This window comes from Pseudomonas sp. DF5 (assembly GCF_058148225.1).
In genome coordinates this window covers 31,417-44,124 of record NZ_JBYVYM010000028.1, presented here as the reverse complement: position 1 = coordinate 44,124, position 12,708 = coordinate 31,417, and the positions used below count along the sequence as shown (strand labels likewise).

The following is a 12,708-nucleotide window of genomic DNA, read 5'->3' as shown; positions in this document are numbered from 1 at the left end:
TTTTTCTTCGATTGGCAACCGGAGAAGATTGAATCTCCCTAACTCGACCGGAGATCGACTCATGACACAACTCAACGCTTCCTTGCTCAATCAGACTGTAGTGGTGATCGGTGGCCGCAGCGGAATAGGCGCAGCCGTCGCCCGGGCCGCGGCCGAGCGTGAGGCCCGTGTGGTCGCGGTGAGTCGCCGCCAGCCAGCGGTCGACCATGATGCAAAGATTCGACACGAAGCGGCGGACGTCACCGATGAAGCGTCGTTGCGACAGTTGTTCGAGCGCATCGGCCCTTTCGATCATCTGGTCATCACTGCCGGTCCGAGTGTGAGTGCCAAACCGCTGGCCGACAGCGATTTGCAGCACGCTCAACAGGCCTTCGATGTCAAATTCTGGGGCACGCTACGCGCGATTCAGGTCGCGCTGCCATACCTGAGCGCACGTGGCAGCATCACGCTGACCTCGGGTCTGTTGTCGCGCAAATTCGTCGCCGGGCAGTTCATCAAAACCACCTTGAATGCGGCGCTGGAGGCCTTGGGCAAGCAACTGGCCAAGGAACTGGCACCGCGCCGGGTCAACGTTGTAAGCCCTGGCGTGACCGACACTGAGGCTTACGCCGGCATGGACGAAGCGCAACGCGCTGCGATGTTTGCCCGTACCGCCGCCGCATTGCCGGTGGGCCGGGTCGGCACCCCGCAAGATCTGGCGGCAGCGTTTATTCTGGCCATGAAAAACGACTTTATCAGCGGCACCGTCATCGACGTCGACGGAGGAGGGTTGCTATGAGTTGGCACTTTGATCATCTGGCCTTCAACACCCCCGACGGGCAACCGTTGCAGGAGGCCTTCGGTTCGTTGTTGGGATTGGCGCCGGGACGCCGCCCGCCATTCCCGTTCCCCGGACGCTGGTTGTATCAGGATGCGCAGGCGCTGGTGCATGTAATCGAACAGCCGACGTTCGATGAGACGGCGTTGAGCCACATTGCCTTTCGCACCGATGAGGACGCTGCCACGGTGTTGCGACGGGTGCAGGCCAGCGGTTTGCCGTATCAGGTGGCGCAGGTGCCGGAGGACGGGATCTGGCAGATTTTCGTGCAGATGCCGGGTGGGCTGGTGATTGAGCTGGATGCCAAAGCAGGAAATCTGGCGGGTGTTTAAGGGCGATGTTTAAAAGACATTTCCAGATACTCACTCAGGCTACATATTCTTGCGCCGCTGCCTACGACTGCGCCAGAATCCGCCGGCTAGTGCGCCTTGAGCCCGGGCGGTATCGTTTCCTTGTCGCTGAAAAACAGCGATGGGGTTTGGTAGCCCCGGGTGATCGTAAGGTGCTAAGCACCATAATGCGCAGCGTTTGTTCGACTCTGCTTTATGGTGGTCATGCACAGGGCGCTTTCGGGCGCGCCGGTTTTCTTACGTCCCGGTCTACCAACCTGCGCATGGCCGCCACCCCTCGTTTGGTAGCGAAAGTGATGGCCTTCTTTTAAATGACGTAAGAGGTTTCATCTATGTTCAAACCAACGCCAAATCCACCAGAAGCGGACGACGTTTCCCCCTACGAAACCCCCGATTCCAAAAAACTCAACGAAGCCGCCGAGCGCGCCCTCGACCATTACCTCAAACCACCCACCCCCAAAGCCACCAAGCGCAAACCCAGCACCATTTACCATGTCGGCCCGAAGGTCGATAACGAAACCCTGCTGGTCAACGCCTGCGAATCCCTGGCGTCAGCGAGCATGATGCTCACTGAATTTGCCGGGCTGATGGACATGCCCCATCGCAACATGATGTTGGGGATTCAATCGGTGGTCATGCTTGGCGAGCTAGCGGTGAATCGGGTGCTGGATAACCTCGATCCTCAGAACTGATTGATCCATTGTGGCGAGGGAGCTTGTCGGATCGCCGCACCGTCCCGCTCGGCTGCGCAGCAGTCGCAAAACCGGTGTATGCGGTATGCCTGAAAACCTGCAGTTGAAGATTTTGGGGTCGCTTCGCAACCCAGCGGGAGCAAGCTCCCTCGCCACAAAAGCATGTGAAGCAAAAAGATCGCAGCCTTCGGCAGCTCCTACAGAATGTGCGTCCGCCCGATAGCTCTCGGGTGTACGCGATTCCAACGTAGCGGAAAAGGGGCGGAAAAGGGGACGCATTTATTTATCATTATTATTGATGACCATTCGTCGCTACTGTCAGATCTGACAGTAGTCAGCTCCTCTCCAACTCGTGTGTGATAGCGCCAGCCATTGCGCCGAAACAAAGGCCGGCTATGTCGTCCAACGAGGGAGCGTTTCCATGACCACCGAGAGCAACAACTTCCCGGATAACACTGCGTTAGTCCTGTTTTTACCTGACGTGCTCGGAAGTACAAAACCGGTGGAGGGAGCCCATTGTGGTGTGCCAATCCATGTGGCTGACCTGCCGCCCAAGGGCCCGAGGGTAATAGTAGGAGCGTATTTGAATCAAGCGCCGAACGATACCGTTGTGCTCAACCTGAATGGCCAACTGAACATCGCCAGCGGACATACCGAAACCGATGCCTCCGACACCCTCATCAACCTGCCGAAACGCCTGCTACTACCGGATATCGTCAACCGTCTGACGTACACCGTATTCCGTGGCAGTCAGAACGAAGGCACTTCCGACTCGTTGGAGATCTTGTACAACGCCATCCGACCTGGCAACGAAGACACCGAGCCGGGGCCACCGCATGATCACTCCCGACTGGAATTGCTGTTGCCCGACGCCATCAAAAACGGCGTCGGCCCGGACTTCCCCGTAGCCGGTGTTCAGGTGTGTGTGTGTTATCCCTATTGCCGGGCCTACGACCTCATTCGCCTGAACTGCAACGGTTATGACGTCTACCACACCGTCACCCCAAGCCAGGCTCCGGCGCAAGGCTCGGACACCCCGGTGACGGTGTGCTTCACCGTGACCCGAGCCGACCTGGAGGCCGCCAAGGACCACCCCCGGTTTGTGTTCTCGTTCACCGTCACCGACCAGATCGGGAACGGGCCTGACACCGATTCGCCCTGGTCGGCCGCGCATATCGTCGATGTAGACCTGGCCGGCAGCCGGTTGCCGGCCGCGCTGCTGCGCGAACAACTGAACGATCCGGATGACGACTTGAGTCTCATCGACCTGGAAAAGCTGCGCGCAAAGCCGTTGCTGTTGATCATCCGGACTAGCGATTCCCGCTTCCAGCCGGGTTACACCATCAACGCCCTCTACACCGCCACCTTGAGCGGTCAGCCGGACATAGTGGTCCCGGTGTCGGGAACAGTTGAGGCGGATGAGTTTGGGCAGAAAAAGCTCTGTGTGCTGGAGGTGTCGAACGACAAGGTCCTGGCCGGGTACGCGGTGAAGGTGACGTATGACCTGTTCAACGGCGCCACCTTGGTTGGAAACTCTAAAACCGCCACTGCGTCGGTGGTGGGTGGAAACACGATTGAGATACCCCCGCCGACGCTGCTGGCTCCAGCCGGTAACCCCGTCGAGCCGCTAAGCCATCCTTCGGGTGTGCAGGTGCAGGTCGTGTTTGCGGCGGCATTGCCGGGTGATCAGGCGCAATTGTTCTTGCTCAATCCATTACCGGGTTCGCCGGTGTTTGCGGTGCTGCCGCTGGATCAGAAATTCGCGATATTCACTCTGGATACGACGTTTTTGGGGCTATGGCAGGGCAAGACGCCACAGCTGGGCTGGAAGCTGATTCGGGACGGGAAGGTGATTGCCGAGTCGCCGGCGTTGGTGCTGACGGTGAGCCGGATTGCGGGTGAGGATCCGCGCTTGTCGAAACCAGTCATCGTCGGTCATACAGGACAAAACCTGGACGTTACCAAGCTGCTCGCGACCGACGAACTGAGCATTGCGCAGTGGCCGTTGCAGACGCAGTACATACCTGTCTGGTTGCGTTTTGACGGGATCCTGGCCAATGGTCAATCGACCTCCCACATTATCTGGAACGGGCAAGTCCACCGGTTTGAACCGTCGGATCTGGTGATATCGCTGAAAGCAGCAGTGGTCAGCTGGTTGAACAGCCTCAAGCACGGCAGCGAGGTCAGGATCACCTTCGCGGTGAACTTCGACAAGGTACCCGACGAGGCGACAGCGGTGAGATTTCCGGTGCGACGGTACACCGTGCAGGCCGTGCCGGTACTGTTGGCACCGACGCTTGAGGCTCCAGCCACTAACCCCATCGAACCGCTGCGCTATCCTTCGGGCGTTCCGGTGCGAGTCACGTTTGCGGCGGCATTGCCGGGTGATCAGGCGCAATTGTTCTTGCTCAATCCATTACCGGGTTCGCCGGTGTTTGCGGTGCTGCCGCTGGATCAGAAATTCGCGATATTCACTCTGGATACGACGTTTTTGGGGCTATGGCAGGGCAAGACGCCACAGCTGGGCTGGAAGCTGATTCGGGACGGGAAGGTGATTGCCGAGTCGCCGGCGTTGATGCTGACGGTGAGCCGGATTGCGGGTGAGGATCCGCGCTTGTCGAAACCAGTCATCGTCGGTCATACAGGACAAAACCTGGACGTTACCAAGCTGCTCGCGACCGACGAACTGAGCATTGCGCAGTGGCCGTTGCAGACGCAGTACATACCTGTCTGGTTGCGTTTTGACGGGATCCTGGCCAATGGTCAGTCGGCCTCCCACATTATCTGGAGCGGGCAAGTCCACCGGTTTGAACCGTCGGATCTGGTGATATCGCTGACAGCAGCGGTGGTCAGGTGGTTGAACGGCCTCAAGGATGGCAGCGAGCTCAGGATCACCTTCGCGGTGAACTTCGACAAGGTGGCCAACGCGGCGACCGCGGTGACTTTTCCGCTGCGGGTGTACACCGTCAAGGCGTTGGCGGATGAGAAACCTGTCATCACCAAGGTAGAAGACTCCGAGGGCGAGATCCTGGAAGGCGGTGGCACCATCGAAACGACCGTGACCCTGAGCGGCACGGGGGCCAAGGGTCAGCAGGTCCAGATCTACAATCGTTCGACTGCCGTAGGGTCACCGGTAGATGTCGACGCGACCGGCTCTTGGAACACACAGCTCATGGGGCTGAGAGTGGCGGACCACAGCGTCACGGCCAAGCCGCTCTATGGTTCAGGACTGCCATCCAAGGCGCGAACCTTCACGGTAGCGGCGCGGTTGACAATTGATACTCGTCAGATGAACTTGAATGGGATCTCAGTAAAAATCTCCAACTGGCCGAAGTCGGGGCGAGATTCTATAGGCAATACTGATATGCGTGAGCCGCAGGGCGGCAAGCGTCCCTATACTTATCATTCAAGTAATGATGCCGTGGCGTCCACGCAAGAAAGAAAAGTCATCGGCAACCGTAATGGCCAAGCCACGATCACCGTCCGCGACAGTTTGAATCAAGAGGTTTTTTATCCAGTAAGGGTGTCGAATGTGTACTTTCTGGGGATAAATGAGACACCGATGACGGCGTCACAGGCTCGCGGCTGGTACCAAACCCTAGGAAACGTCACGACCGCATATTACGCCATCCCAGACATGGCGCGAGTCTACGTCATCCCCACCTTCTCTAAATGTTATTGGTTAGTCGCTGATCCGTTCCCCGCACACGGGTGTCTTTTTGGTTACTACGCCCAATATAATAAAGTGGGTGGTGGCATTAGCTGCGCTTATGACTTCGAGCCAGCCGGCGCGTGGTATCTAATCCCAACATAAACCAACCGCACGATTCAGGAGGAAAAGGGGGAGGAAAAGGGAGGAAAAGGGGACGTAATTATTTTCTGTCCGATATTGATGGCGAAGTCCGCTTAAACAGCGATGTTTAAGCGACATCTCCAGACACTCTCTCAGGCTACATATTCTTGCGCCGTTACCTACGACTGCGCCAGAATCCGCCGGCTAGTGCGCCTTTGCACCGGGTTGTATCGTTTCCTTGTCGCTGCAAAACAGCGATCGGGTTTGGTAGCCCGGGATTATTGTTAGGCGCACAGCTCACCTTTTTTCAGAGTTTCTCGTCTCTGTTTTATGGTGGTCATGCGCAGGGCGTCTTCGGACGCGCCGGTTTCCTAACGCCCGGTCTACCAACCTGAGCATGGCCGCCACCCATCGTTTGGTAGCGAGGGTGATGGCTCCTTCTGTCCTGTTAGGAGTTTCATCTATGTTCAAACCAACGCCAAATCCACCAGAAGCGGACGACGTTTCCCCCTACGAAACCCCCGATTCCAAAAAACTCAACGAAGCCGCCGAGCGCGCCCTCGACCATTACCTCAAACCACCCGCCCCCAAAGCCACCAAGCGCAAACCCAGCACCATTTACCATGTCGGCCCGAAGGTCGATAACGAAACCCTGCTGGTCAACGCCTGCGAATCCCTGGCATCGGCGAGCATGATGCTCAGCGAGTTCGCCGGGCTGATGGACATGCCACATCGCAACATAATGCTGGGGATTCAATCGGTGGTCATGCTTGGCGAATTGGCCGTCAACCGAGTGCTGGACAACCTCGATCCGCAAGGCTGACGAAAGTCTGTGGTGAGAGCACTTATTGTGGCGAGGGAGCTTGTCGGATCGCCGCACCGTCCCGCTCGGCTGCGCAGCAGTCGCAAAACCGGTGTATGCGGTGTACCTGAAAACCTGCAGTTGAAGATTTTGGGGTCGCTTCGCAACCCAGCGGGACGGTGCGGCGATCCGACAAGCTCCCTCGCCACAGAAGCAATTGCGAATGCATGGAATGAGAAACGGCCCGAGAGGGCCGTTTTTGTTTTCACTGAACCTTAAACCCGCAACGTCCGCGTCATGCGCAACGCCAGCAAACTGCCGCACACAATCACACCCGCCAGCAGGTACAACGCCGCATCGGTCGACCCGGTGCTGTCCTTGACCCAACCCACCAGATACGGGCTAAGGAAACCCGCCATCTGCCCCATGGAGTTGATCAACGCCAAGCCACCGGCCGCCGCGCCGGCGCTGAGCATCGCCGTCGGTACCGGCCAGAACATCGGCAAGCCGGTGAGGGCGCCCATGGTGGCGAGGGTCAGGCCGAGGATCGCAATGGCCGGGGTGGTCGCGAAGTTCACGGCGATCAACAGACCCACCGCGCCCATCAGCATCGGCACCACCAGGTGCCAGCGACGTTCTTTGCGCAGGTCCGCAGAGCGGCCGACCATCAACATGAACACCGCTGCCAGCAGGTACGGAATCGCGCTCAACCAGCCAATCACCAGGTTATCGCTGAAACCCAGGTTCTTGATGATCGACGGCAACCAGAAGTTGATCGCATAGACGCCGCTCTGGATGCAGAAATAAATCAGGCCGAAAGCCCAGATCGCTGGGTTCTTGAACACTGCCCGTAAGGAGTCGGTGGTGGTTTTCGGTTTACTGGCCAGGTCTTCTGCGTGGTCGGCTTCAAGCACCGAACGCTCGTACGGGGTCAGCCACTTGGCATTGGCGTAACTGTCGCTGAGCAGGAAATAGGCGAGGGCGCCGAGGATCACGGTCGGGATGCCTTGCAGCAGGAACATCCACTGCCAGCCGGCCAAACCGGCCTGGCCTGCGCCGAAGTGGTTGAGGATCCAGCCGGAAAACGGGCTGCCCAGCAGGCCCGAAACCGGGATCGCCGACATGAACAGCGCCATGATGCGGCCACGGCGGAAGGTCGGGAACCACTGCGAAAGGTAAAGCACCACGCCTGGGAAGAACCCGGCTTCGGCGGCGCCGGTGAACAGGCGCAGGGTGTAGAACTCGGTGGGTGTGGTGACGAACAGCAGGCAAGTCGAGAGCATGCCCCAGGTGATCATCATCAACGCGATCCAGCGGCGCGGGCCGAATTTGCTCAGGGCCAGGTTGCTCGGTACGCCGCACAGTACGTAGCCGATGAAGAAGATCCCGGCACCGAGGCCGTACACGGTTTCGCTGAATTTCAGCGCGTCGAGCATCTGCAGTTTGGCAAACCCGACGTTCACCCGGTCGAGGTAGTTGAACAGGTAGCAGATGAAGATGAAGGGGATCAAACGCAGGGTAATGCGTTTGTAGACGGCGTTCTTGTCGTCAGCGTTGGCCAGGGTAGCGGTGGCGCTCTGTGACATGGCGGGCTCTCTCTTTATTATGATTTTTTGCGATGCAAGGGTAACGTTGATCGCCCAGTGAGTCTCGGCCACCCCTTGGGTGGTTGTCTTTGTGCCTGAGCACAGGGTTTGCAACCCTGGCCTGTGCGGGTGAACAACCCGTCCCATCACGTTTTCAAGGATCCCAGCTATGTTCGAACTCGATCACGACCTGGCTCAGGACATCGTCGACCGGGCGATGGCCATCCTGCCGTACAACGTCAATGTCATGGACAGTCAGGGGTTGATTCTTGGCAGCGGCGAGCCGGAGCGCATCAACACCCGTCACGAAGGCGCGCAACTGGTGCTGGCCAACGGGCGCGTGGTGGAGATCGACGCGCAAACGGCGATTCATCTCAAAGGCGTGCAGCCGGGCATTAATCTGCCGCTGTTGCTCGATCAGCGCTTGATTGGTGTGCTGGGCATCACCGGTGAACCGGAGCAATTACGCACCTACGCCGAACTGGTGCGCATGACCGCCGAGATGCTGGTGGCCCAGCGCAATCAGCAGGCCGAGCAGCAATGGCGGCGTCAGCGGTGCGATGATCTGCTGGCATTGCTGTTGAGTGAAGCGGGGGATTCACCACGGTTGCTGGATGAAGCGCAGCAACTGGGGCTCAAGCCGCAGCTGACACGGGTGCCGTATCTGTTCGAGTTGGGCATCGAACACGGCCCGAGCCAGACCGTCGAAGCGCTCAGCGCCTGGCTGATGTCGCGCTACCCGGACAGTTGGTGCGTGAGTTCGGCCAAATCCTCATTGCTCTGGTGCCGCCCGGCGACGCCTGCGGTCGAGAACGAACGATTGCTGGAAAAGCTCGATGGCCTGGGCTGGAACATTTTGCGCATTGCCGTGGGCGGGCAGGCCGACGGCTTGTCGGGGTTGCGTCGCTGCTATCGACGGGTCGGCGATTTGCTGGCCTACGGGCGCGATGTGTTGCCGCATTCGCGCTTGTTGATCTTGAACCGTTATCGGCTGCCGGTGATGCTCTGGCGGCACCGCGACGACGATGCGCTGGATGAACTGCTGCGGCCGCTGCGTAAAGTCATCGCCAAGGACGGCAACGGGCAACTGCTGGCCACCCTGCGCAGTTGGTGCGAACACGACGGCCAGAGCCAGGCCTGCGCCGATGCCTTGGGCATCCACCGCAACAGTTTGCGCTACCGCATGGAGCGAATCGCCGAACTCAGCGGCGTCGACCCGCTGAAGCTCGACGGAATGCTCGCGCTCTACCTTGGCGTCCAGCTGCTCCCCCAGGCAGACGCCAACCCATGAATCACATAATTCCCTGTGGGAGCGGGCTTGCCCGCGATGGCGGTGTGTCAGTCACCATTCATGTTGGACGTGATGGCCTCTTCGCGGGCAAGCCCGCTCCCACAGGGAATTGTGGTGGTGCACAGATTTGTGAACGACGCTGCTCCCGCCGGGTTTTGTGAAATTGAACAATAATCCACATGGCCGCTTGTGCAGCGGACCGGCGTTATTGTTCAGGCCTGCTGGCAGCATGGACGCATTGGAACTGGAGAATTCGCATGAAAATCGTCATTGCCCCCGATTCGTTCAAGGACAGCCTGAGTGCCCAAGGTGTGGCCGACGCCATCGCGTTGGGATTGGCGCAGGTCTGGCCAGACGCGCAATTGCTCAAGTGCCCGATGGCTGATGGTGGCGAAGGCACGGTCGAGTCGATTCTGGCCGCGTGCGACGGAGAACTGCGCCGCACCCGTGTTCGTGGGCCGTTGGGCGCCACGGTCGATGCCGCCTGGGGCTGGTTGCCGCAGAGTCATACCGCGATCATCGAAATGGCCGAGGCCAGTGGCCTGCAACTGGTGCCGCTTGACCTGCGCGATGCCTGTACCAGCAGCACCTTCGGCACCGGCGAATTGATCCGCGCTGCGCTCGATGTCGGGGCGCAACGAGTGATTCTGGCGATTGGCGGCAGCGCCACCAATGACGGCGGCGCCGGGGCGATGCAGGCCTTGGGGGTGAAACTGCTGGATGCCCAGGGCCAAACCCTGGCGCCGGGTGGTCTGGCGCTGGCGCAACTGGCTCGTCTTGACCTGAGTGATGTCGACCCGCGCCTGGCCGAGGTGCGTTTCGACATCGCCGCTGACGTCAATAATCCACTGTGCGGCCCGCACGGTGCGTCAGCGATTTTCGGCCCGCAGAAAGGTGCGTCGCCCGAGCAAGTCCAGCAACTGGACCTCGCCCTCGCGCACTTTGCCGAGCTCTGCGCGCAAGCACTGGACAAGGACGTGCGCGATGAACCGGGCAGTGGCGCGGCGGGCGGTCTGGGGTTTGCCGCGAAGGCGTTTCTCGGCGCGCAATTCCAGGCCGGTGTGGAAGTGGTCGCCGAACTGGTGGGGCTGGCCGAAGCGGTCAACGGCGCCGACCTGGTGATCACCGGCGAAGGTCGTTTCGATGCCCAGACATTGCGCGGCAAAACCCCGTTTGGCGTGGCGCGCATTGCACGGCAGCAGGGTGTGCCGGTCATCGTCATCGCCGGCACTTTGGGCGAGGGGTATCAGGCTCTATACGAGCATGGCATCGATGCGGCTTTTGCATTGCCGAGCGGGCCGATGACCCTGGAACAGGCCTGCGCCGAGGCGCCGCGATTGTTGCGTGAGCGCGCCAGTGATATCGCGCGGGTTTGGCGAGTGGCCGCCCGCAAAATCCAGAACTGACACCATTCCCAGTAGCAGCTGCCGAGCCTGCGAGGCTGCGTTCGGCGGTGAAACCGTCGTGAAATCATGCGACGCGGTGTTTCAGGGAAACCTTGCTTGCAGGATCTACGACGGCTTCGCCGCCGAACGCAGCCTCGCAGGCTCGGCAGCTGCTACACGTTTGAAAAATATTTCTCCAGACCCCTGCAAAAATCCTAAACCCCGGCCGATACAGCCAATAGGCGTACACAAACCAATTACAACAGTGGCGCCAAACTGAAAGGTGCGCGCCATCGCCCGCCCGCCAGTGATTACGGCAAGGATGCTCGCCGCCTCAATTACCGAGATCATCCTATGTCACTGCGTAATCTGAAAATCGCGCCTCGAGCTTTCCTCGGTTTCGCTTTCATCGCCTTGCTGGTCATCGTGCTGGGTGTGTTTGCGGCGAATCGCATGTCGATCATCCGACAGGCCTCTGTGGATATGGAAAGCAATCAGCTACCCAGCGTCGGCTTCCTGGGTGTCATGACCGAAAACGTGCTGCGTCTGCGAATTCTCTCGTTCCGGGTTCTGGTGAACCGTGAGCCCGCGAGCCTGCAAGAAGCAGAAACCCGAATCGGGATACTGGTGGACAAGGTCAAGCAGGCACAGGCTGCTTATGGGGCATTGCCGGCCGGCGATGAGGAAGCGGCGTTATTCAAGACATTCTCGGCCACGCTGGACAAATACCTGCAAGCGGTGCGCGAGATGATGGAACTTTCGCGGCAGAACAAACTGGATGAAATGCTCAACCTGATCAACACCCGGGTCAAGGACGGTACCGATCAGATGGGCGAGCAGTTGAACAAGTTGATTGCCATCAACAAGGCTGGCGCGACTGCGGCCGATGCCCAGGCCAAAGAGCAGTTTGCCTTTGCCACCAATGGCATCATCGTGGTCTCGGTGGTCGCTGCCCTGATGACCGTGCTGCTGGCCTGGCTGTTGACCCGCAGTATCGTCACGCCGCTGAACCGTGCGGTGCTCGCGGCCGAAACCATTGCCAGCGGCAACCTGAGCAAGGTCATCGAAGTCGACGGCAACGACGAACCGGCGCGTTTACTCGGCGCCTTGGCCACCATGCAGACGAACCTGCGCAAGACCATCGAACAGATCGCCGGCTCCGCGACGCAACTGGGCGCCGCCGCCGAAGAGCTCAGCACCGTCACGCAAGAAGCGTCCCGTGGCCTGCAACAACAAAACAACGAGATCGAACAAGCCGCCACCGCGGTCAACGAAATGACCGCCGCCGTGGAAGAAGTGGCACGCAACGCGGTATCGACGTCCGAAGCCTCGAACCAGTCGACCGCAGCCGCCCGCGAAGGTCGTGACCGGGTGGTGGAAACCGTCGACGCGATTCAGACCATGACCCACGACGTGCAAAACACCGCATTGATGATCGAAGGCCTGGCCACTCAGGGCCGCGACATCGGCAAAGTGCTGGACGTGATCCGCGCCATTGCCGAGCAAACCAACCTGCTGGCCCTCAACGCTGCCATCGAAGCCGCCCGTGCCGGGGAGGCCGGGCGTGGCTTTGCGGTGGTGGCGGACGAGGTCCGGGCGCTGGCCCATCGCACCGCGCAATCGACCCAGGAAATCGAGAAAATGGTGGCCGGCATTCAGAACGGCACCGGTGAAGCGGTTTCGTCGATGCAACAAAGCAATCAGCGCACCCAAAGCACCCTGGAAATGGCCCGTGCGGCGGGTGTCGCCCTGGAACAGATCACTTCATCGATTCAGCTGATCAATGAACGCAACCTGGTGATCGCCAGCGCCTCGGAAGAACAGGCCCAGGTGTCCCGTGAAGTCGACCGCAACCTGGTAAACATCCGCGACCTGGCCACCCAGTCGGCCGCCGGTGCCAACCAGACCAGCGCCGCCACCCATGAACTGTCACGATTGGCGGTAGATTTGAACGCAATGGTGGCGCGTTTCGTGATTTGAGATAGGGTTGAA

9 protein-coding genes are annotated in these 12,708 nt (G+C 59.6%); 8 read left to right on the top strand and 1 reads right to left on the bottom strand.

The window, feature by feature from the left end; all coding sequences use genetic code 11:
- Positions 1–61: 61 nt before the first annotated feature.
- The 5 genes from AC30D7_RS23050 to AC30D7_RS23030 all read left to right on the top strand — a co-directional run bounded on the left by AC30D7_RS23050 (position 62) and on the right by AC30D7_RS23030 (position 6,475).
- Positions 62–778 (top strand): SDR family oxidoreductase, encoded by a 717-nt coding sequence (locus AC30D7_RS23050; RefSeq protein WP_490135607.1) that lies wholly within the window; start codon positions 62–64, stop codon positions 776–778.
- Entirely contained in the window at positions 775–1,149 is a 375-nt protein-coding gene (locus AC30D7_RS23045) for a VOC family protein (protein WP_096480262.1), read from the top strand. The genes AC30D7_RS23050 and AC30D7_RS23045 overlap by 4 nt, the downstream gene beginning before the upstream one ends.
- A 350-nt stretch (positions 1,150–1,499) precedes the next feature.
- Positions 1,500–1,859 (top strand): DUF6124 family protein, encoded by a 360-nt coding sequence (locus AC30D7_RS23040; protein ID WP_490135606.1) that lies wholly within the window; start codon positions 1,500–1,502, stop codon positions 1,857–1,859.
- Positions 1,860–2,280: 421 nt separating this feature from the next.
- Positions 2,281–5,673 (top strand): hypothetical protein, encoded by a 3,393-nt coding sequence (locus tag AC30D7_RS23035; RefSeq protein ID WP_490135605.1) that lies wholly within the window; start codon positions 2,281–2,283, stop codon positions 5,671–5,673.
- A gap of 442 nt (positions 5,674–6,115) precedes the next feature.
- On the top strand, positions 6,116–6,475 hold the full coding sequence (locus tag AC30D7_RS23030) for a DUF6124 family protein (protein ID WP_490135604.1): 360 nt from the start codon (positions 6,116–6,118) through the stop codon (positions 6,473–6,475).
- Positions 6,476–6,729: 254 nt separating this feature from the next.
- Here AC30D7_RS23030 and AC30D7_RS23025 read toward each other — a convergent pair whose 3' ends face one another.
- Positions 6,730–8,040 carry an MFS transporter gene (locus AC30D7_RS23025; RefSeq protein ID WP_490135603.1) on the bottom strand — a complete coding sequence of 437 codons (1,311 nt, stop codon included), beginning with the start codon at positions 8,038–8,040 and terminating at the stop codon, positions 6,730–6,732.
- 169 nt (positions 8,041–8,209) lie between these two features.
- Between AC30D7_RS23025 and AC30D7_RS23020 the strand changes: the two genes are divergently transcribed.
- The 3 genes from AC30D7_RS23020 to AC30D7_RS23010 all read left to right on the top strand — a co-directional run bounded on the left by AC30D7_RS23020 (position 8,210) and on the right by AC30D7_RS23010 (position 12,696).
- Positions 8,210–9,331, top strand: coding sequence for a sugar diacid recognition domain-containing protein (locus AC30D7_RS23020; protein ID WP_490135602.1), 1,122 nt, complete (start codon positions 8,210–8,212; stop codon positions 9,329–9,331).
- A gap of 257 nt (positions 9,332–9,588) precedes the next feature.
- Positions 9,589–10,737 carry a glycerate kinase gene (locus AC30D7_RS23015; protein WP_490135601.1) on the top strand — a complete coding sequence of 383 codons (1,149 nt, stop codon included), beginning with the start codon at positions 9,589–9,591 and terminating at the stop codon, positions 10,735–10,737.
- A 333-nt stretch (positions 10,738–11,070) separates the two neighbouring features.
- Positions 11,071–12,696, top strand: coding sequence for a methyl-accepting chemotaxis protein (locus AC30D7_RS23010; protein ID WP_490135600.1), 1,626 nt, complete (start codon positions 11,071–11,073; stop codon positions 12,694–12,696).
- The last annotated feature ends 12 nt before the right edge of the window (positions 12,697–12,708 follow it).